The sequence below is a fragment of the Salinibacterium sp. SWN1162 genome (genome assembly GCF_015864675.1).
Taxonomy (GTDB): Bacteria; Actinomycetota; Actinomycetes; order Actinomycetales; family Microbacteriaceae; genus Rhodoglobus.
In genome coordinates this window covers 1,304,078-1,324,654 of the sequence record NZ_JADYWT010000001.1, presented here as the reverse complement: position 1 = coordinate 1,324,654, position 20,577 = coordinate 1,304,078, and the positions used below count along the sequence as shown (strand labels likewise).

At 62.3% G+C, this 20,577-nt stretch carries 21 protein-coding genes; 7 read left to right on the top strand and 14 right to left on the bottom strand.

What is annotated here, in order from left to right:
* Positions 1-2,973, top strand: coding sequence for an FAD-binding and (Fe-S)-binding domain-containing protein (locus tag I6E58_RS06215; RefSeq protein ID WP_197131487.1), 2,973 nt, complete (start codon positions 1-3; stop codon positions 2,971-2,973).
* 89 nt (positions 2,974-3,062) lie between these two features.
* Here I6E58_RS06215 and I6E58_RS06210 read toward each other — a convergent pair whose 3' ends face one another.
* The 5 genes from I6E58_RS06210 to I6E58_RS06190 all read right to left on the bottom strand — a co-directional run bounded on the left by I6E58_RS06210 (position 3,063) and on the right by I6E58_RS06190 (position 5,832).
* Complete coding sequence (locus tag I6E58_RS06210; RefSeq protein WP_009772690.1) at positions 3,063-3,386, bottom strand: DUF2469 domain-containing protein; 324 nt, start codon at positions 3,384-3,386, stop codon at positions 3,063-3,065.
* A gap of 22 nt (positions 3,387-3,408) precedes the next feature.
* On the bottom strand, positions 3,409-4,044 hold the full coding sequence (locus I6E58_RS06205; RefSeq protein ID WP_197131485.1) for a ribonuclease HII: 636 nt from the start codon (positions 4,042-4,044) through the stop codon (positions 3,409-3,411).
* A gap of 3 nt (positions 4,045-4,047) precedes the next feature.
* A complete protein-coding gene (gene lepB, locus I6E58_RS06200) occupies positions 4,048-4,803 on the bottom strand; it encodes a signal peptidase I (protein ID WP_129071802.1) in 756 nt (251 codons plus the stop codon).
* Positions 4,804-4,868: 65 nt separating this feature from the next.
* Complete coding sequence (rplS, locus tag I6E58_RS06195; protein ID WP_197131481.1) at positions 4,869-5,216, bottom strand: 50S ribosomal protein L19; 348 nt, start codon at positions 5,214-5,216, stop codon at positions 4,869-4,871.
* Between the two features lie 130 nt (positions 5,217-5,346).
* Positions 5,347-5,832 (bottom strand): MFS transporter, encoded by a 486-nt coding sequence (locus tag I6E58_RS06190; RefSeq protein ID WP_197131478.1) that lies wholly within the window; start codon positions 5,830-5,832, stop codon positions 5,347-5,349.
* Positions 5,833-5,901: 69 nt separating this feature from the next.
* Here I6E58_RS06190 and I6E58_RS06185 point away from each other — a divergent pair, with 69 nt between their 5' ends.
* Together I6E58_RS06185 and map are read left to right on the top strand one after the other, a co-directional pair.
* The gene (locus I6E58_RS06185; RefSeq protein ID WP_197131476.1) at positions 5,902-6,528 is read left to right on the top strand and encodes a TetR/AcrR family transcriptional regulator; all 627 of its coding nucleotides are present in this window, start codon (positions 5,902-5,904) and stop codon (positions 6,526-6,528) included.
* A complete protein-coding gene (map, locus tag I6E58_RS06180) occupies positions 6,525-7,292 on the top strand; it encodes a type I methionyl aminopeptidase (protein ID WP_197131474.1) in 768 nt (255 codons plus the stop codon). The genes I6E58_RS06185 and map overlap by 4 nt, the downstream gene beginning before the upstream one ends.
* A gap of 26 nt (positions 7,293-7,318) precedes the next feature.
* On the opposite strand, the gene I6E58_RS06175 is transcribed toward map, so the two are convergent.
* The 7 genes from I6E58_RS06175 to ffh form a co-directional block, all read right to left on the bottom strand.
* Complete coding sequence (locus tag I6E58_RS06175) at positions 7,319-7,927, bottom strand: hypothetical protein (RefSeq protein ID WP_197131472.1); 609 nt, start codon at positions 7,925-7,927, stop codon at positions 7,319-7,321.
* A 43-nt stretch (positions 7,928-7,970) separates the two neighbouring features.
* Positions 7,971-8,657, bottom strand: coding sequence for a tRNA (guanosine(37)-N1)-methyltransferase TrmD (trmD, locus tag I6E58_RS06170; protein ID WP_197131470.1), 687 nt, complete (start codon positions 8,655-8,657; stop codon positions 7,971-7,973).
* Positions 8,658-8,673: 16 nt separating this feature from the next.
* Complete coding sequence (rimM, locus tag I6E58_RS06165; protein ID WP_307841996.1) at positions 8,674-9,333, bottom strand: ribosome maturation factor RimM; 660 nt, start codon at positions 9,331-9,333, stop codon at positions 8,674-8,676.
* A 3-nt stretch (positions 9,334-9,336) separates the two neighbouring features.
* Positions 9,337-9,573, bottom strand: coding sequence for an RNA-binding protein (locus tag I6E58_RS06160; protein WP_100388591.1), 237 nt, complete (start codon positions 9,571-9,573; stop codon positions 9,337-9,339).
* 3 nt (positions 9,574-9,576) lie between these two features.
* Positions 9,577-10,029, bottom strand: a complete 453-nt coding sequence (rpsP, locus tag I6E58_RS06155) for a 30S ribosomal protein S16 (RefSeq protein ID WP_197131468.1) — start codon at positions 10,027-10,029, stop codon at positions 9,577-9,579.
* Between the two features lie 195 nt (positions 10,030-10,224).
* Positions 10,225-11,007, bottom strand: a complete 783-nt coding sequence (locus I6E58_RS06150; RefSeq protein ID WP_197131466.1) for an LLM class F420-dependent oxidoreductase — start codon at positions 11,005-11,007, stop codon at positions 10,225-10,227.
* Positions 11,008-11,097: 90 nt separating this feature from the next.
* Positions 11,098-12,660, bottom strand: a complete 1,563-nt coding sequence (ffh, locus tag I6E58_RS06145; RefSeq protein ID WP_197131464.1) for a signal recognition particle protein — start codon at positions 12,658-12,660, stop codon at positions 11,098-11,100.
* 285 nt (positions 12,661-12,945) lie between these two features.
* Between ffh and I6E58_RS06140 the strand changes: the two genes are divergently transcribed.
* The 3 genes from I6E58_RS06140 (at position 12,946) to I6E58_RS06130 (ending at position 15,342) form a co-directional block, all read left to right on the top strand.
* Positions 12,946-13,770, top strand: coding sequence for a hypothetical protein (locus I6E58_RS06140; protein WP_197131461.1), 825 nt, complete (start codon positions 12,946-12,948; stop codon positions 13,768-13,770).
* Between the two features lie 112 nt (positions 13,771-13,882).
* On the top strand, positions 13,883-14,764 hold the full coding sequence (locus I6E58_RS06135; RefSeq protein WP_197131459.1) for an LLM class flavin-dependent oxidoreductase: 882 nt from the start codon (positions 13,883-13,885) through the stop codon (positions 14,762-14,764).
* A gap of 56 nt (positions 14,765-14,820) precedes the next feature.
* On the top strand, positions 14,821-15,342 hold the full coding sequence (locus tag I6E58_RS06130) for a gamma carbonic anhydrase family protein (RefSeq protein ID WP_197131457.1): 522 nt from the start codon (positions 14,821-14,823) through the stop codon (positions 15,340-15,342).
* A 46-nt stretch (positions 15,343-15,388) separates the two neighbouring features.
* Here I6E58_RS06130 and ftsY read toward each other — a convergent pair whose 3' ends face one another.
* The gene (ftsY, locus tag I6E58_RS06125; RefSeq protein ID WP_129071814.1) at positions 15,389-16,258 is read right to left on the bottom strand and encodes a signal recognition particle-docking protein FtsY; all 870 of its coding nucleotides are present in this window, start codon (positions 16,256-16,258) and stop codon (positions 15,389-15,391) included.
* Between the two features lie 93 nt (positions 16,259-16,351).
* Here ftsY and I6E58_RS06120 point away from each other — a divergent pair, with 93 nt between their 5' ends.
* Positions 16,352-16,915: a histidine phosphatase family protein gene (locus I6E58_RS06120; RefSeq protein ID WP_197131455.1), complete on the top strand. Its 564-nt coding sequence runs from the start codon at positions 16,352-16,354 to the stop codon at positions 16,913-16,915.
* On the opposite strand, the gene smc is transcribed toward I6E58_RS06120, so the two are convergent.
* Positions 16,912-20,538, bottom strand: coding sequence for a chromosome segregation protein SMC (gene smc / locus I6E58_RS06115; protein WP_197131453.1), 3,627 nt, complete (start codon positions 20,536-20,538; stop codon positions 16,912-16,914). The two genes, I6E58_RS06120 and smc, sit on opposite strands and share 4 nt — an antisense overlap.
* Positions 20,539-20,577: the final 39 nt, after the last annotated feature.

Sequence of the window (20,577 nt, the reverse complement as noted above, 5' to 3'; positions counted from 1 at the left end):
ATGCCGTCCACGCCACCGTCGGAACACCGTGACCTCGTTCACGCGCTGAGTTCCGCGGTGCGCGGCGAGGTGGATGACTCCACGCGCCGCCGCGCCGAATACTCCAGCGATGCCTCGAACTATCGGGTCGTGCCGCAGGTCGTGGTGTTCCCGCGCGACACCGACGACGTGCTCGCGGCGCTGGCCATCAGCCGCGATTCCGGCACTCCCCTCACGTCTCGCGGCGGCGGCACATCCGTTGCCGGCAACGCCATCGGCTCCGGCATCGTGCTCGACTTTTCTCGCCATCTCAACCGCGTCATCGACATTGACCCGGATGCCCGCACCGCCCGCGTGCAGCCCGGCACCGTCTTGGGCACCCTCCAAGCCGCCGCGCAACCACACGGTCTGCGCTTCGGCCCCGACCCCTCCACGTGGTCGCGCTGCACCATCGGCGGCATGATCGGCAACAACGCGTGCGGCGCCCATTCATTGCAGTTCGGGCGCACCGCCGACAACGTGCGCAGCCTCGATGTGGTCGATGGCCTCGGGCGACGGTTCACCGCGGCGAACGACCCGAGCGTCGTCGATGGCCTCCCCGCCCTCGTCAACAGCAACCTTGCGACGATCCGCACCGAGCTCGGGCGTTTCGGCCGTCAGGTATCGGGCTACAGTCTCGAACACCTGCTGCCCGAGCACGGCCACAACCTCGCCCGCAGTCTCGTGGGCACCGAAGGCAGCCTCGTGACGGTGCTCGAAGCGACCGTCGACCTCGTTGCCGAACCCCAGCATCCGCTGCTCGTCGCCCTGGGCTATCCAGACATGGCGACCGCCGCCGACGCCGTTCCCGCCCTGCTCCTCCACCGCCCCAGCGCGATCGAGGGTCTCGATGCCCGCATCGTGGATGCCGTGAGCCGCACCCGCGGAGCCCGCGCCGTTGCCGCCCTGCCCGCAGGCGCCGGCTGGCTGCTCGTCGAGATCACCGGCGACGACCCCACGGAGACCCTCCAGCGCGCGAACCGTCTCGCCGCCGATGCTGCCGCAATCGAGTCCCGCGTCATCACCGATGCTACGGCCGCGAAACAACTGTGGCGCATCCGTGAAGATGGCGCCGGACTGGCCGGGCGCACGGCATCTGGAAAACAGGCGTGGCCCGGTTTTGAAGACGCCGCCGTGCCGCCCGAGCGCCTCGGCGCCTACCTGCGCGACTTCGATGCTCTGCTGGCCGACTACAACCTTGAGGGGATGCCGTACGGCCATTTCGGCGACGGTTGCGTTCATGTGCGGCTCGATATTCCCCTCGCGACGGAGGGCGCAGTTTTGCGAGCCTTCGTGGATGACGCCGCCACCCTCGTCGCGTCCCACGGCGGCTCACTGTCAGGCGAACACGGCGATGGTCGGGCGCGCAGCGAACTTCTGCCGCGCATGTATTCGCCCGCGGCCATCGAGCTCTTTGGGCAGTTCAAGCGTCTCTTTGATCCGAACAAGCTGCTGAATCCGGGCATCGTCGTTGACCCAGCCCCGGTCGACGCGGATCTGCGCCGCCCGGCGGCGCTGCCGCTCATCAAGGTCAACGGTTTTGCGTTCAGTAACGACGATGGCGATCCCACCACGGCCAGCCACCGCTGCGTCGGAGTCGGCAAGTGTCGCGCCGACAACTCAGCCAGCCACGGCGTCATGTGCCCATCGTTCTTGGCGACCGGCGACGAAAAAGATTCCACTCGCGGTCGCGCCCGCGTGCTGCAAGAAATGGCCAACGGCACCCTCGTTACGGGCGGCGTGAACTCCCCCGAAGTCCACGACGCGCTCGACCTCTGCCTCTCCTGCAAGGCGTGCGCGAGCGACTGCCCCGCCGGCGTCGACATGGCCACGCTCAAAGCCGAAGTGCTGCACCGCCGCTACGAGGGCAAACTCCGCCCGCGCAGCCATTACCTCCTCGGCCAGCTTCCGCGGTGGGCACGACTCGTGTCGCCGATCGCGCCACTCGCGAACGCCCTATTGCGCGTGCCACCCCTGCGACGCCTCGTCCTCTGGACTGGAGGAATGGATGCTCGGCGCACGTTCCCCGCGTTCGCGAAGCACCCCTTCCGCTCGAGCTCCGAGGCTCGCGCCCTGCGCGCGGCGCCGCCAGCCGCGGTAGCCGCCGTTGGACGGGCAACCCCCGCCACCGCAACCTCCGCGACAGCACCCGCCGACCGCGCAGACGACACTCCCGCCGGCCGGTACCGCGACAAGGGCAGCGACGCTGACCACACCCCAACCCCACGCCCGCAAGTCCTCCTCTGGGCCGACTCCTTCACCGACAACTTTTCGCCCGCGATAGCCCGCGCCACCATCCGCGTTCTCGACGCCGCAGGGTACGAGATTCTGCTTCCCGAGCGCGAGGTCTGTTGCGGCCTCACCTGGATCACGACCGGTCAGTTGGCGGGAGCGCGCCAGAAACTCACGGCGCTGGTCAGCGAGTTCTCTCGCTATACCGACCGCGGCATCCCGATCGTCGGCATCGAGCCGTCGTGCACAGCCGTGCTGCGCTCTGACCTGACCGAGCTGCTGCCCGACGACCCTGCGGCCGCAGCCGTCGCTCGTTCGACGTTCACACTCTCTGAGCTGCTCACCGCCCCGGCACCGCTAGGCCCGACCAACTGGCAACCGCCCTCCCTCAGCGATCAGGCCTTCGTCGTTCAGCCGCACTGCCACCAGCACGCGGTGATGGGTTTCGACGCCGACCGCGCGCTGCTCGCTGCCACGGGAGCTACCGTCACCGAGATCAGCGGATGCTGCGGGCTGGCCGGTAACTTCGGCATGGAGAAGGGCCACTACGACGTTTCTGTCGCGGTCGCGGAGAACGGCATCCTGCCTGCCCTCAGAGACGCGGAACCCGGCAGTACCCTGCTGGCCGATGGCTTCTCGTGTCGCACGCAAGCGTCACAACTCGCCAACACCGAGGGCAAGCACCTCGCAGAGGTTCTCGCCGCCGCCCTTCCCGAGCGCTAAGCGGCCCCTCCGCGCTCAGCCTGTACAGGGCCGTACCGCGCCGCCCAGCGCCGCGACAAAGCGGCAGAACGACAGAGCGGCAGAACCAGCTATTCGTCGAGCGCGAGTTCCTTCGGCAGTTCGAGATCTTTGGCGCTGAGCTCTTCGATGTTCACGTCTTTGAACGTGAGCACGCGCACACTCTTCACGAAGCGGTCGGAACGGTACACGTCCCACACCCACACGTCGGTCATTGAGAGCTCAAAGTAGAAGTCGTGCTCGGTATCTCGGCGCACCAAATCGACCTCGTTGGCGAGGTAAAACCGCCGTTCCGTTTCAATCACAAAACGGAACTGGCTCACTACATCGCGGTATTCGCGGTACAGCGCAAGCTCGACCTCGCGGTCATAGTCTTCAAACTCGTCTTCATCCATGCTGCCCTTATTGTAGGCCGCACTACCGCAACCATGTGTGCCGATGAAGTTCAGTGGCACCGAGACTGCGCACCGCTTCAAAATGCGCCGCCGAACCGTACCCCTTGTTGCTCGGCCAGCCGTAGCCCGGGTACTCGTTATCGGCCTCGATCATGAGGTTGTCGCGGTGCACTTTAGCTACCACGGATGCCGCAGCGACCGACACGCAGTCGCGGTCTGCTTTTACCCGGGTGTGCACTCGCGGCGCGACCGTGAGGGCGCTGCTGAGCCAGTCGGTGCTGCCGTCCAACAACACCACGCTCGACATCACGTCGAGGCCCGCTTCGTGGAGTTGGATGAGAGCGCGCTTGCCAGCCAGCCCCAAGGCGGCCGTAATGCCGATCGCATCGATCTCGCTGGCATCCGCGTAGCCAACTGCCGACAGAGGCGCCCATTCGAGAGTGAGCGGTTCAAGAAGCTCGCGCCGCTTTTGGCTCAGCATTTTCGAATCGCGCAACCCTGCAGGCCAAGCGCCGTGCGCGGGAGTCATCGCTGTCATACCGACACCGACTGGGCCCGCGATTGCCCCGCGACCGACTTCGTCACAGCCGATGACGGCACGCGCGCCGGCGCGAAAGAGTTCGACCTCGACATCGCTGTTCGGGTCTGACACAGCCACGATCTACTCGGTGCTCTGCGTTACCCGCTGAAACGTCGTCGGGTAGTTGTCGATCATGCTCCAGCGATCCGTCGGCCAGCTGATGAGGAAGGCGCGCCCCACGACAGAGTCGATCTTCACGAAACCACCGGTGGGGTCGTCTTTATGGAATGCGGAGTCGGCCGAGTTGTAACGGTTGTCGCCCATAACCCAGATGGAGTCGTCGGGCACCGTGACAGAGAAGTCTTCTTGAGTTGCTTTGGTGACGGCATCCGGAAGCTTGATATACGGCTCTTCAAGCGGGATGCCATTGACAATGAGTTGACCGAATTCGTTGCAGCATTCCACGGTGTCGCCAGGGAGCCCAATGACACGTTTGATGAGGTGATTGCTGCTGTCGGGGGCACTCAGCCCGACGAACGCGAGCACGCCGTCAACAGCGCCCACGAACCAGTTCTCGGGTTCACTCGAAATTGCAGGCAACCAGCCACCGGGATCTGTGAACACCACAACATCGCCGTGCTCGATCGGGAAGAGCGAGGGCTCGAGCTGGTTAACCAGGATGCGGTCATCGACCTGCAGGGTATTTTCCATCGACGACGACGGAATGTAGAACGACCGCACGAGGTACGTCTTGATTACGAAGGAGATCAGAATTGCAGCCACAAAGATGATCAAGAGATCACGAAGGAACAGCTTCCAGCCGCCCGCCTTCTTGGCGGAACGGTGGCTATTGCTGCGGCTGCCATCCAGCGCATCGTCAACAGTATTGTGTGTCATTAAACCCCAAAGCTCCCAGCAAGCATAAGCCGCTGGGAGCCGTTGGTTTGTGAAATACGCGAGTGTTAGTTGTCGCGCTTCTCTTTGATCTTTGCCTTCTTGCCGCGAAGCTCGCGCAAGTAGTACAGCTTGGCGCGACGCACGAGTCCACGCGAAACGACCTCGATGTGGTCGATTACTGGGGAGTGAACCGGGAAGGTACGCTCGACGCCGACCTGGAAGCTGACCTTACGAACAGTGAAGGTCTCGCGAACGCCGTGGCCCGAACGACCGATTACAACGCCCTGGAACACCTGGATACGCGAGCGCGTACCTTCGATGATGTTTACGTGGACCTTGACGTTATCGCCGGCACGGAAGTCAGGAATGTTGTCTTTGAGAGACGCCTTGTCGACGCCATCGAGGATATGCATTAGTAATCGCTCTCTGCGCCCGCCATGAGTCGAACGCACTTAGTTAGATAAGAAAAGTTGTGCTTCAAGCGGTTACGACGCCCTCATGGCAGAGTCGTGCGCGAGCACAATCGATAATTCTGCCACACATTCAGTCGAAAGTGCGATTCTCTTCTGCTTCGAGGATGATGACCCGACCATTGTCAAGGTTCTCCCCGGGCCGCGATGGGCGTTGGGCGTCGCGCTCGAAGCCCTCCACCAGGCTCGTGAAGCGATTGCGGGTTTCGGTCACTAGCTGCCAGAGTGCGATCCAGAACGCTGCAATGGCGACGATCACGATGAGCGCGGCCGGGAATGGGGCATCCACGAAACCGTAAATGATGATGGCCGCATGCCACACCGCGAGCACTCCCGCATCGATCCATGACACGCGTTTCGAATCGCGCACACTCTTGCGGGCGACCGTGAGCCCCGCGATGGAGAGAAGAGCGAAAGCCAAGATCGGGCACAGGATGAGAAACAGCACAAAATCCCAGCCGACGCTCGAACCGTAGATGCCGCGGGCAATTAGTACCCACAGCGGCAACACGATTACCGCGATGAACTGCCAGTAGTAGAACGCACGCCTGATCATCATGGTTCTCAGGGTATCTTCGTTGTGATCAGGAATGCTGAGAAGCATCAGACCGAAAGACCAGGTATCCCCGTGCCCAACCCCGCGAACGTTCGCACCGAACCAGTGCAGCAGCGGAGTGCAGAACGAATCAGCGTGCTTCTCGACGCCGCTGCCGTGCTACTCGATGAAGTCGGTATCGACGCGCTCACAACCAGCGATGTATCGAAGCGGGCGCAGTCGTCTGTCGGCGTCATCTACCGCTACTTCCCCAACATCCAGTCCCTGCTTCGCGGACTTGCCGAGCGCAACTTCGACAAGTACCGCGCTGGGCTTTCGGCCACGCTCAATAAGCGCGCCACCGGCGCGCTTGACGCCCTCAATATTGCGATCGACGTTTATATTGAGCTCTGCCGCACCGAACCCGGTTTTCGGGTGCTGTCATTCGGCAACATCATCGACCGCCGTTTCAACGTCGATCGCAAGAGCAACAACACCGCGCTGGCCGAGATTTTGACCGACCTTCTAGTGACCACCTACGAAGTTCCCGCGTCGGATGCTCTCGCTTTCGATATCGAAGTGACGGTAGAAATCGCCGATTCGCTCCTCGAGCGTGCATTCTTGTATGACCCGCGCGGTGAAGAACCGTTCATCATTAAACTTCGAGAGTTCATTGCGCAACTTTTGGCACCGCATACGAAAGAGGCAGTTACCGCATGATCGAGTTGAGAACCCCCGCCGAAATCAATGAGATGAAGGCCGCGGGCGAGTTCGTGGCCAGTGTGCTGACCGCCACCCAAGCGGCCACCAAGGTGGGCACTAACCTGCTCGAGATCGATGCCTTGGCCCACAGCATGATCCGCGAACGCGGCGCCGAGAGCTGCTACATCGACTATCACCCCTCGTTCGGAGCTTCGCCGTTCGGCAAGGTCATCTGCACGTCGGTTAACGACGCCGCCCTGCACGGGCTCCCCCACGACTACACCCTGAAGGATGGCGACCTCGTGAGCCTCGACTTCGCGGTAGCGGTTGACGGTTGGGTCGCTGACTCGGCCATCACCTTCGCCGTGGGCACTCCCCGTGACGAAGACCTCAAGCTCATGGATGCCACGTCGCGCGCGCTCGACGCCGGAATCGCCGCCGCGATCGTCGGCAACCGCATCGGCGCCATCTCGGCCGCCATCGGAGACGTCGCCTACGGCGCTGGTTACGAAGTGAACCTCGACTTCGGTGGTCACGGCGTTGGCCGCGAAATGCACGGCGACCCGCACATCCCGAACGACGGCAAGGCACGCCGCGGCATGCCGCTGAAGCCCGGTCTCGTGTTCGCGATCGAGCCTTGGCTCATGATCGGCACCGACGACATCTACACGGATGACGACGGCTGGACTCTGCGCAGTGTTGACGGCTCTCGTGCCGCCCACTTTGAGCACACCGTCGCGGTTACCGCCGACGGCCCGCTCATCCTCACCGCGCGCAAGTAGGCATCCTCAGACGCGCGTCGGCCCCGCTAATTCTGAGCGCCGGCGCGAACTTCGAGTTGGATCGGCGGCACTGTTGCCGTGTAATCCCAGCTGCCTTCGCTGTTGGTCCCCGCCTGCGGAATCGCAAACAACACGTCATAGGTAGTGGTGTCGGTGCAGCCAGCGGAGTCGGGGTGCGTTTCATGACCCACGCGAAGACTGTCGGGCTGCGGGAGCACCCAAACGGCGATGAGTTCGCACGACTGCACCTCAGTCGTGACGACCATATCGGCACCGCCGAGAGTGGCCGCTAAGTCTCCGCGTGCCTGAGCGACGTCGTCGTCGCTAGCATCGGTGAGCACCTCCACGGAGGGCCAGGCATCTACCGAGACCGCTGACTGTGTGTAACCGCTCGGCAGCGGGTGCGCGGCCAGATCGGCGAAGGTGACGTCGTCGACGGTCATCCGTCGCGTCGTCAGGGTTGAATCGCTTGACTCCCCCGCACCGCCCTCAGAACTCGAGGTGGATGCGGGCCCCGGCGTCGGAGAATCAGCCGACGAGTCGACTTCGTCGGTCGCTGTCGCGGTGCACCCGGCGAGCAGGGCAACGGTAGCAATCGCGGCGAAGAAGGAACCGTGAGTCAATCGGGAAGTCATGGCTCCATGCTTTCACACGCACCGCAACGGGGTGAAAGTTGTATTACTCGCCGTCGGGCAGAAGATCGGGGCGCACCCGACGAGTGCGCTCGAGTTGCTGCTCGTGGCGCCAATCGGCAATAGCCTTGTGGTTTCCGCTCAGTAGCACGGGCGGTACGGAACGTTCACGCCACGTCGACGGCTTCGTGTAGCTCGGGTATTCGAGGAGGCCATTTTCGTGGCTCTCTTCAGTGAGACTTTCGGGATTTCCGACAACACCGGGCACCAGACGCCCGATTGCTTCGATCATGGCCATCGTGGCGACTTCGCCGCCGTTGAGCACGTAGTCGCCCAGACTGATCTCGCGAACACGAACCGTGGCTGCGGCGTAGTCAATGACGCGCTGATCGATACCCTCGTAGCGTCCGCACGTAAAGACGAGATGCTTCTCCTGCGCCAACTCGCGGGCTGCTGCCTGCGTAAAGGGAACCCCAGCAGGCGTGGGAACGATGACAACCGTTTCGGGTGTGAGGGTGGCATCCAGCGCTTCTCCCCACGGCTCGGGGCGCATGACCATGCCCGCGCCACCGCCGTACGGAGTGTCGTCGACCGTGCGGTGACGATCGTGCGTGTAGTCGCGCAGATCGTGCACGCCGAGCTCGATGATTCCACGCTCACGCGCTTTACCGAGGAGGGAGATATCGAGTACCCCGAAGAAATCCGGGAAAATCGTCAGGATGTCGATGCGCACTCGTCGACCCTTACTGTTAGTCGGATTTGGTGGAGTCAGCTACGTCAGCGTCGGCGGGCTCAGCGATGGCTGAATCAGCAACGGCCGAATCAGCGGCCACGGTCTCGTCAACCGAAGCGTCATCGGCGATCTCTTCAAAGAGGCCGGGTGGAGGCGTAACGACCATCTCGCCTGCGTCGATATCGACGCTAGCCACAATCGACTTCACGAACGGCACTAAAACATCACCGTTCTCGGTCGTAACCGTCAGCAAGTCTTGCGCGGGGAAATGATCGACCTGCGCGAGCGTACCGACTTGCTTGCCGTCACGGATGACTTTGAGACCGATGAGCTGGTGGTTGAACCACGCATCATCTTCTGGTGCCTCGTTGGGATCGTGATCGATCCAGAGGATAGCCTTCACAAGCTTTTCTGCAGCGCTGCGGTCGGGAATTCCTTTGAAGAACGCCACCGGCTGCGCGTTGAACCACTTGAGCTCGATGAGCTCTAGTGTCTTTCCATGCCACGGAGAACTCGTGGGCACTTGGAGAGAAAACACGGCGCCCGGAACGAAACGACGTTCCGGGGCATCCGTGTACATCTCAACCTTGATCGCTCCCTTAAGCCCGTGAGCTTTCGTCAAGCGCCCCACTCGCAGCTGTGTGCGACCTTCGCGGGGAATCTTTGTTTCGCTCACTGGCTAGAAGTCAGTGTCGACGACGTCGACGCGCACCTTGCGACCATCGGCCAATGCCGTGATCAGCGTGCGCAGAGCTTTCGCGGTGCGACCAGAGCGACCGATAACACGGCCGAGATCCTCTGGGTGCACGCGAACCTCGAGGAGGTCACCGCGCTGCGTGTTCTTTGCAACGACCTGGACCTCGTCGGGGTGGTCAACGATTCCCTTGACGAGATGTTCTAAAGCGGGAGCGAGCAATTGCTAGGCCTTGTCTGCGTCGGCGGCAGGTGCTTCAGCAGCAGCAGCCTCGTCAGCGACAGGCGCTTCAGCGGCAGGTGCTTCTTCAGCCTTAGGCTCAGCCTTCTCAGCCTTCGGCTTGAGAACAGGCTTCTTCTTTTCGTCAGCCTGGAACTCAGCCTTGGCTTCCTTCACCTTGACGGTGCTTACAGCGTTCTTGTCACCCTTGAACTGGCCCCAGTCGCCGGTCAGCTTGAGGATTGCCTCAACCTGCGGGCTAGGCTGCGCGCCAACGCTCAACCAGTACTGTGCACGCTCGGACTCGACCTCGATGAACGAGGGCTCCTCGGTGGGGTGGTACTTTCCGATTTCTTCGATGACACGACCATCGCGCTTTTTGCGCGAGTCGGCAACGACGATGCGGTAGTAGGGTGCACGGATCTTGCCCATGCGCTTCAAACGAATCTTTACAGCCACAATTCTCCTGATTTAAATGTTTATTGGTGGCGAACCGCTAGCCGTGAGCGTGGGGGCACACTCGGCAGAAAAGCTCTAGTGGATTCCATCCGGGCCTGATTAGAGGGTCGGGCTACGGAGGACTCAACCGCCTATTCTGCCAGAGTTTTACCCGCTTGGGGAACCGATCGCCAATAAAGCCCCGAAGAGGTGCCTTTATCCGTTCTGCGCGTCTCGCCAGGCGAGCCACTGCTTCGTCGCCGTGAGGTCGTATTCGGGGCCAGAAACGCCCAAAGTGAAGAGCGTGATGCCCTGCTCACGCATGCTGTCAGCATCTTCAACGCTCTTGTTGCGCAGTTCGTTAGAGATTTCGATCTCGTTGATGTTGCGGCCGACCGCGTCACAGTGGCCGGCGAGAACCTCGAGCTTATGAACGAGTTCATCGCCGGTCGCGAAGCTGTGCCAAATATCGGCGTGCTTGGCTACGAGCTTGAGGGTTTTCTTCTCTCCGCCACCACCGATCAATACCGGAATCTTGCGCGTCGGTGCAGGGTTGAGCTTGGCCCAGCGCGACTCAATGCGAGGCAAAGCTTCGGCGAGAGCATCCAACCGTGACCCAGCGGTGCCGAACTCGTAGCCGTACTCCTGGTAGTCGCGCTCAAACCAACCCGAGCCGGTACCGAAGATGAAACGGCCATCACTGATGTGATCGAGGGTGCGGGCCATATCAGCCTGCAGGTCGGGATTGCGGTAGCTGTTGCAGTTCACGAGGGTGCCGAATTCGACGCGGCTCGTCATCTCGGCCCAGGACGCAAGTTCTGTCCATGCTTCAAAGTGGAGCCCGTCTGGCTCGCCAGACAGGGGAAAGAAGTGATCCCAGTTGAACAGAATGTCGACGCCCAGCTGCTCGAGCTCTTTTACGCGATCGCGAATAAGCGAATATTCAGCGTGCTGGGGTTGAAGTTGAACGGCAATACGAACGGGGCGGCTCTGTGTCATAGCTCCACAATATCCCCCGCGAGCGGCACGACGAAGAGCATAGTCACGCGAGCGGCTGCCCTCGCAAACGTTCCGCTGTTGCCGCAGGCACTAGCGGCCGAGGAACTTCTGCAAACTCTCGAGCTCTTCGGGCGACGGGCCACCAGCGGCAGGCTTCGAGCCGCCGAGACCGAAGCCTGACCCAGACGGAGCTGAAGGAGCGACCACGCCCTCGGCACGGGCGGCATCCTCCGCCGCACGCTTGGCCGGGTTGCCCGACTTTGAGCCCTTCTTCTTCTGATTCTTCTTCGCGGACTTGCCGCCGTGGCCGCCGGGAATCGGGCCCATGCCCGGAATCTGCGGCATACCGCCCTTGGCGACGGTCTTCATCATCTTGGATGCCTGCTCGAAGCGATTCACGAGAGCATTGACCTCAGTGACCGTCGTTCCCGAACCACGCGCGATACGCACCCGACGAGAGCCGTTGAGGAGCTTCGGCATCGTGCGTTCTTGCTTCGTCATCGACTGAATGATGGCTTCGGTGCGCGTGATCTCTGACTCATCGAAGTTGTCGAGCTGCTCGCGCATGCCCTTGGCGCCGGGGAGCATACCCAGCATGCCCTTGATCGAGCCCATGTTCTTGAGTTGCTGCATCTGCTGCAAGAAGTCATCGAGGGTGAAGCTGTCGGTGGCGAACTTTTCCGCAACCTTGCGGGTCTCTTCTTCGTCGAACGTTTTTTGGGCCTGCTCGATGAGGGTGAGGATGTCACCCAGGTCGAGGATGCGGCTGGCCATGCGGTCGGGGTGGAATGGCTCGAAGTCATCGAGACCCTCACCCGTGGACGCAAACATGATTGGGCGCCCTGTGATGGAGGCCACGGACAGCGCTGCACCACCGCGAGCATCGCCATCAAGCTTCGAGAGCACGACACCGGTGAAGTCGACGCCCTCTTGGAAGGCACGAGCGGTCGTAACAGCGTCTTGACCGATCATGGCGTCAATAACGAAAAGAACTTCGTCAGGGTCAACAGCCTTGCGGATGTTGGCGGCCTGCTTCATGAGCTCGGCATCCACACCGAGACGACCAGCGGTGTCAATGATGACCACATCGTGCTGCTTGTCTTTGGCGTACTTCATGGCCTGCTTGGAGACCTTGACCGGGTCTCCCTTGCCATTGCCGGGCTCAGGAGCGAAGACGGCAGCACCAGCCTGCTCAGCGACAACCTGAAGCTGTGTGACTGCGTTAGGGCGCTGAAGGTCGGCGGCTACCAGCAGCGGCGTGTGGCCGTCAGCGGCGAGCCATTTGGCAAGCTTTCCCGCGAGCGTCGTCTTACCGGCACCCTGGAGTCCCGCGAGCATGATGACCGTCGGCGGGTTTTTCGCGAACTGGATGCGGCGAGCTTCGCCACCCAGAATCGTGACGAGTTCGTCGTTGACGATTTGCACGACCTGCTGAGCGGGGTTCAGCGCTTGTGAAACCTCGTGACCGAGAGCGCGTTCGCGCACGCGCCCGGTGAACGCTTTAACAACCTCGAGCGCAACGTCAGCATCGAGCAAAGCGCGGCGAATCTCGCGAACGGTGCCATCGACATCCGCTTCGCTGAGCTTGCCCTTGCCGCGCAGGTTCTTGAAGGTATCCGCGAGGCGGTCGGTGAGATTTCCAAAAGTGGCCATGATGCCACCAGTTTATCGGGCGGTGACCAAAGTCTGAACCCACTCCTCCCGAATGGCTACCTCGACGATGACACCTGCACTCTCAGCGAAAAACGGGTGAACTAACAGTCAAGTCACAGCGCAAGTTATTGACAACAGCCCGAATTGGGGGCGTTTTCGATTTGCGACTCCCGGAAATAAGGAGCCATACTCAACAACGTCGCTTGCGCTCAGTATGACCACGCACGACCTCACCCCGCAATCGGGGATCACCAACGCTCAGCAAAAGCCTGGAGGCTTCGCCCTATGACTACGCCCGAAACAAACCCTGAAACGACACCTGAGATGCCCGCTGCGCCGGAAACACCCGCCGCACCCGCCGCCGCCGTCGCCCCCGCAGCGAAGAAGGCACGCAACACTCTGGGACTGGTTGCACTCGGCCTTGCTGTTCTCGGTGCGCTTCTCGCCGTAATCCCCGCGACCAACGGTTTCTCATGGGTCATCCTCCTCGGTGCGTTTATCGTTTCGATCGTCGCATTGACCCGCAAGGGCCAGGGCAAAACAATGGCGCTTATCGCATTGATCGTCAGCTTCCTGTTCTGGATCATCTCGATCTTCGTCGGAATCGCCGTGGTTGCCACCGCAGTAAGCGAAAGTCTCGACGACGCTCCTTCGATCTCTGCGCCCGATACCGCTGATGCTGACGCTGACGCTGGTACCGACGCAGAACCCGCAGCAGCAGCTGGCATCGGTGACACCATCACTACAGACGACGGTGTCGAGATCACCCTGTTGAGCATCACGCCGAACGCAACTTCACCCGACGATTACTTCGCCTCAGAAGTTCGCGGATCGCTCGTCGCGGTGAGCATGTCGATGGTCAACGGAACGAACGAAGCGGTCACCATCTCCGGCGGTTCAGTCAACGGATTCATCGGTGAAGCCGAATATGAAGCTGCCCGAATCTACGGCACTGAGAGCGGCGACTGGTATGCGCTGGAAGAAATTAACCCAGGCCTCACCGCGGCGTTCACTGCCTACATTGATATTCCCGCAGACGCCACACTCGACTCGGTGAGCTACACAACTGAGCTGTTCTTTGGCGACGGAGTAATGTTCCTCGCTAAGTAGAAATCTCAATTCTTAGAGAGGCGCGGGGCGTGCTACTTCTGTATTGCGCCCCGCGCTTTTGGCCGTGCTGCGACTCCACAACGCCGACAGGGGCTCGGAGTAGGCTGAGAACGTGAGACACGGAATCGTCATACTGCCCCAACAGCCGTGGGCTGAAGCCCAACATCGCTGGATTCAGGCCGAAGAAATGGGCTTCGATCACGCGTGGATTTACGACCACCTGTCGTGGCGTTCCCTCGCCGATGAGCAGTGGTACGCCACCATTCCCACGCTCACGGCAGCCGCGAGCGTCACGAACCGCATCGGGCTCGGCACCTTTGTGGCCTCGCCCAACTACCGGCATCCGGTTCCCTTTGCCAAAGAACTAGCGACGCTCGACGACGTGAGCGCTGGCCGTTTTCTGCTCGGCGTCGGTTCGGGCGGCACCGGTTTCGACGCGACTGTGCTCGGCCAAGATGAGCTCACTCCGCGCCAACGTCATGCCCGCTTCGAAGAGTTCGTGCGCGGGCTCGACGAGCTGCTGCGCTTCGAAGACCCCGGCAGCGGCGGCATCAGCTTCAGCGGCGACTGGTTCACGGCCGTCAACGCTCGGATGGTCGGTGCCCCCGCCCAGCGACCGCGCATGCCCTTAGTGGTCGCCGCCGAAGGCCCTCGCGGCCTCCACCTCACCGCCGAACTGGCTGACGGCTGGCTCACTCTCGGCCGTACCGCCGACACCCTTGACGAGTGGTGGCAGGTTGTCGCCGACACCTCCGCGCGGATGGATGACGCCCTCGAGAAGGCCGGCCGAGCATCCGCCAGCCTCGATCGCTACCTCAATCTGGACGGCGCACCCCAGTTCAGTGTGGAAAGCGTCGACACGTGGGAAGACGCCGTCGGTCGCGCCGACGCGCTCGGCTTCACCGACGTGATCGGTCACTGGCCCCGCGCCGACGGCATCTACGCCGGCAAAGAAAGTGTCATGGTCGAGATCGCCTCGCGCTTCTCGCGCTAACGGCTCCTCTCGACAGTTGCGTCTCGCTGCGGCAGCTCTCGCGCTAACTTAGAGACATGACCGCTCTTATCGTGACTCTAGCCGGACACACGCCCCAGATTGCCGACACCGCATTTGTGGCGCCCAACGCGACACTCATCGGGCAGGTGACGCTCGCCGATCGTGTCGGCATCTTCTACGGTGCAGTGCTGCGCGGTGACACCGACGCGATCACCATCGGTGAGGGGTCGAATCTGCAAGACAACGTCTCGGTGCACTGCGATGAGGGCATCCCCACAACCGTTGGTTCAGGAGTGAGTGTCGGGCACGGCGCTGTGCTGCACGGCTGCACCGTCGAAGACGACTGCCTCATCGGCATGAGCGCGACCGTGCTCAATGGTGCTGTGATCGGAACCGGATCCCTCGTCGCTGCGGGCGCCGTCGTGCTCGAAGGCACCATCATTCCGCCCGGCTCGCTCGTGGCCGGAGTGCCCGCCAAGGTTCGTCGCGAGCTCAGCGATGAAGAGAAAGCCGGCGTTCGCGAGAATGCCGCGCACTACCTCGAGCTGTCTGCCGCGCACAAGGCAGCCAACAACTAAGGCGCTGGTCTCTGGTCCGTCAGATACCAGCGAGGCAATGCTGTTGTTAGCCGACCAGACCCTGCACGTAGACGTGCGGGGTGAAACCGGTGAGGTCGTTGATGCCCTCGCCCTGGCCGACGAGCTTGATCGGGATGCCCGTGCGCTCCTGAACCGCGAGCACAAAACCGCCCTTCGCTGAGCCATCGAGCTTGGTGATGACGAGCCCGGTTACCCCCGCGTGCTTGATGAACGCTTCTGCCTGAGCGACACCGTTCTGGCCGGTAGTGGCATCGAGAACGAGCAGCACCTCGGCAATCTCGGTCTGCTTTTCGACAACGCGACGGATCTTGCCGAGTTCATCCATCAGGCCGCTTTTGGTCTGCAAGCGACCAGCAGTATCGATGATGGCGATGTCGATGCCTTCGCGCTGAGCGCGCTCCACGGTCTGGAATGCGACGGATGCCGGATCCTGGCCCTGCTGCTGAGGACGCACGATCGATGCTCCCCCGCGCTCAGCCCACGTCGCCAACTGCTCAACAGCAGCGGCGCGGAACGTGTCTGCTGCGCCCACGACCACCGAGCGGCCGTGGCCGACGAGAAACTTCGTGAACTTGCCGATCGTGGTGGTCTTTCCGACGCCATTGACACCGACGACCAGCACTACCGCAGGGCGGGCGCTGAGAGTGAGCGTCGGGTCGAGGCGCGCGAGACGCTCCTCGAGAGTTTCGCGCAGCATCCGTTTCAAATCGGCGGGGTCATCGGTGCGATACTTCGCCACGCTGGCGCGCAACTCATCGATGACGGACTCGGTGATGTCGGGGCCGAAGTCGGCCGAGATCATTGCGTCTTCGAGATCGTTCCACGTTTCGGCGTCGATCGTGTCGCGCGCGAACATGGATTTGAGTGCGCCCGAAAGCGACCAGGATGCTGCCATGACTACAGGTTAAGGCACGGAGACGGTCGAACCCTACTGCGCGCGCACTCCATGCTGAACTTCTCCGTCACCGTGCCGCGCTAGGGTTTTTGAATGCTCTCATTGATTCGCCATGGCCAGACCGACTGGAACGCTGCCGGACGCATGCAAGGTTCCAGCAACATCCCACTCAACGACACCGGCCGCCAGCAGGCACGTGAAGCGGTCGAAGTACTGCGGGGCAGTGACTGGGACGTCATCGTCAGCTCTCCTCTGCAGCGCGCCCGTGAAACAGCCCAAATCATCGCGGACGGCCTCGGTCTCGAGCTCGGCCGCAGTTACGACCTCCTCATCGAACGCAACTATGGCGAAGGCGAAGGCCTCACCAAGGTGGAGATCGACGCACGCTGGCCCAACAACCCGGTGTATCCCGGACTCGAATCCCTCCATAACGTCGTGGAGCGCGGAATCGAAGCTCTCAACGAGGTCACGCACGACTACCCCAACAAAAAAGTCATCATCGTGTGCCACGGCACGATCATTCGCTACACACTCTCGGAACTGGCAGGCCGAGACTTCGACCAAATCATCAACGGCTCAGTCTCGACCGTGGAAAAGCTGCACAGCGGCTGGTGCGTACACACCGTCAACGGCGAACCGCTCAAGCGCATCGACTAACTCGCGTCGGCCGCGTCGGACTCTTTGGCGACGCGCTGGCCCACCACGGCGCTGATGCCGTCGGCGCGCATGCTGACGCCGTAGAGAGCGTCCGCAATTTCCATGGTGCGCTTTTGGTGTGTGATGACGATGAGTTGGCTCGTTTGGCGCAGGTCTTCGAAGATCGCGAGCAGGCGACCGAGGTTGGCGTCGTCGAGGGCCGCCTCGACTTCATCCATGATGTAGAACGGGCTCGGGCGCGCCTTGAAGATGGCGATCAGCAGCGCGACGGCGGCGAGTGATCGCTCACCACCGCTGAGCAGTGACAGCCGTTCGATCTTCTTACCGGCGGGCTTCACTGTGACGTCGATGCCGGTCGTGAGCAGGTCATCCGGGTTAGTCAAGAAAATGCTGCCGGTGCCGCCCGGGAACAGCACGGGGAACACCTCGTTGAACGCGTTCTTGGTGTCCTCGAAGGCACTAGCAAAGATCGTCTGCATTTTGCCATCGAGTTCTTCGATGATCGTCAGCAGGTCCTTGCGGGTGTTAGTGAGGTCAGTGAGCTGCTCGGTCAAGAACTTGTGACGTTGCTCAAGCGCATCGAACTCTTCGAGGGCGAGCGGGTTCACGCGTCCGAGGCGCGCGAGTTTGCGCTCGGCCTTCTGCAGGCGAACCTTTTGTTCGGCGCGGACGAAGGGGCGACCGGATGCCGCGGGCTCGGCACTCCCGTCGGCGCCTGAGTCGGAGGCGCTTTCGTCGGCGTCGCGGCTCGGTTCGGCCGAAGGTTCCGCGTGGTTTCCGTTCTCGTCGTGGTCGCTCACGCGGTCGTCAGGAACGAGCACCTCGGGGCCATATTCCGCCACGAGTACATCTTCGACGAGACCAAGTTCTTCGCCCGAACGCTCGAGGAGGCTTGAGAGGTGCAGCTTCTTTTCGTAGATCTGCATCTCGAGGCCGTGAACGCTGTCGCTGACGGCCGAAAGCCGTTCACGCAGCGCTGATTCTTCGCGGCGCAGCGCAGAAAGTTCTTGGTTCTGGGCCGAGCGTTCGGCTTCTTTCGAGGCGAGCGAGACGCGGGCTTCTGACAGCGATCGATCAACGGAGTCGAGCACCGCCGGCAGCATCTCAACGACCTTTGTGGCGGATGCCATCTGTCGTTGACGAATCACGGCCAGTCGAGCTTGCTCTTGCGCGGCTTCGCGCTCGCGCACAAGCTGGGCGGCGAGTTGTTCGGCGCGTGCACGCTCGGCGCGCACCCGCTCGCGGATCGTCTCCATCTGGATGCGCAGTTCGACTTCGTGAGCCCGGGCGGCATCCACTTCGGCCAGCATCGGCTCGCGTTCGGAGACATCGAGCATCGGCCGCGGTGCTGCTTGGTACTTGTCGGCAGCGGTTTGCGCGCGCGCTACTTCGGTGGTGGCTTCGGCGACGGCTTCTTCAGCAACGTCGACCGCACGCGCCAAGCGGTCGCACTCGGCTTGGGCTGCTTCGGCCTGGATGCGGTGGCGGCCGAGTAACTCCGATTGCGCGGCAAGTTGGGCGTCATATTCGCGCAGAGCCACGAGGGCGGCTTCGGCATCGGCCTTGGCTGAGGTTAGTTCGCGACGCTTCTCGTCGAGCTCGAAACTCGTGCGTTCGATCTGAGTGGTGACGACTCCGAGTTTGTCGGCGGCGGCATCCCGCTCGGCAACGAGTTCGAGGCGCGAACGCTTGGCGCCCGAACCACCGCGCAGCACGAACTGGGTGAGCACGTCGCCGTCGCGCGTCACGAACGTGAGGTCAGCGGCGTTGGCGAGCGAACCGTAAGCGGCGCGAGCAGCCTCGAGATCGTCGGCGATGAGCACATGGGTGAGCAGGCCGTGAACACCATCGGGGGCAGTAACCACGTCGGTGGCGGGCACGGTGCCAGCCGCCGTTCCGAGCGCTACCGTCTGCTTCGCCGCGTTGGCCACAACCACTTCGACGCGACCGAAATCGCGCGCAGCAGACTCGGCCAGCGCATCAATGGCTGAATCGCGGTCATCGGCGAGCACAGCATCCGCGAGCGAGCCGAGAGCGGCAGCGATCGCCGCTTCGTAGCCGGGAGTGATCTTGACGTGCTCCGCTACGAGACCGCGGATGCCCGAGAGCTTGGCCGCAACGAGGGCGCTCGAGCCGTCTTTCTGATCGACAGCGAGTGATAGCGCCGAGTTGCGGGCGGCCAGAGCATCGCGCTCACGTTCGGAGACGTGGACGGCGTCGCGCAGGGCTTCGATCTCCGTTTGAACACTGGCAACTTTGGCTTCGGCGGCTTCGTAGGCCGTATCGAGCGAGCCGTCTGACTCAATCGTCGAGTTGCTCGCCTCGGCTTCGAGCGCTTCAAACTCGGCCTGCGCTGCTTCGCGACGCGCTTGAGCTTCGGCGAGCGCCTGCTGTTGACGAACGAGCTCGCCCTGAGCTGCCGTGAGCGTGGAGGTGGCGACTTCGACGCGAGCGGTGAGCCCGGCGCTCTCCAGCTCATGACGCGAGACGAGCGCACTCTGCGCTGCGATTTCTTCGTCGAGCGAGTCGAGCGCGGCCTTCGCCGTCGCGGTTGCGGCAGCGGCCGCTGCGACTGCCTTTTCGGCATCCGCAACACCGGTCGCGAGTTCGTCGGCACCGGCCTTCACTTCATCGACGAGAGTCTGGCTGACGCTGTTGTTCGAGACGGGCGCATCGCTCTGCTGACCGAGCAACGAAAGGCGTTGGTTAGCCAAGTTGTAGAGACTGCGCAGGCGTTCTTGCACCGATTGGAGGCCAAACACGATGCTGCGGGCTTCGTCGACGTCGTCGCCGACCTGCGCCTGTTCGAGACGGGCTTCGCGCAATTTGTTCTGGTCGAGTTGCTCTTGCAGCACGATGCGCTGCGTCTTGCGTTCGCTTTCGCTGCGACTGAAATCGTTGATGCTCGAGCGCAGTTCAACGACCTCGTCGGCGAGGAGCCGGGCGCGGGCATCCCGCACGATCGAGGCAATCGAGGCCGCCTCTTTGGCGATCTCGGCCTGCTGCCCCAACGGCTTCAGCTGGCGACGGATCTCCCCGGCCAAGTCAGAGAGGCGCGTGAGGTTCGCCTGCATCGCGTCGAGCTTGCGCAGCGTCTTCTCTTTGCGACGACGGTGCTTGAGGATGCCGGCCGCTTCTTCAATGAAGCCCCGGCGGTCTTCGGGGCTGGCGTGCAGCACCGCATCTAGCTGGCCCTGGCCAACGATGACGTGCATTTCGCGGCCGAGGCCGGAGTCGCTGAGGAGCTCTTGAACGTCCAGCAGGCGGCACGAGGTGCCGTTGATCGCGTACTCGCTGCCGCCGTTGCGGAACAGGGTGCGACTGATGGTGACTTCGCTGTATTCGATCGGCAGCGCGCCATCCGCGTTATCGATCGTGAGAATGACCTCGGCGCGACCCAGCGGACCCTTCGTAGCGGTTCCGGCAAAGATGACGTCTTCCATCTTGCCGCCGCGCAACGTTTTGGCACCCTGCTCGCCCATGACCCAGGCGAGAGCATCCACCACATTCGACTTGCCCGAACCATTGGGGCCGACGACACACGTCACACCCTGCTCAAACGCAAAAGTGGTGGGCTGCGCGAACGACTTGAACCCTTTGAGGGTCAAACTCTTGAGGTACACGTCACCGCCCGGTCGTTGCTGGTCTCAGCGTTGGTCAAT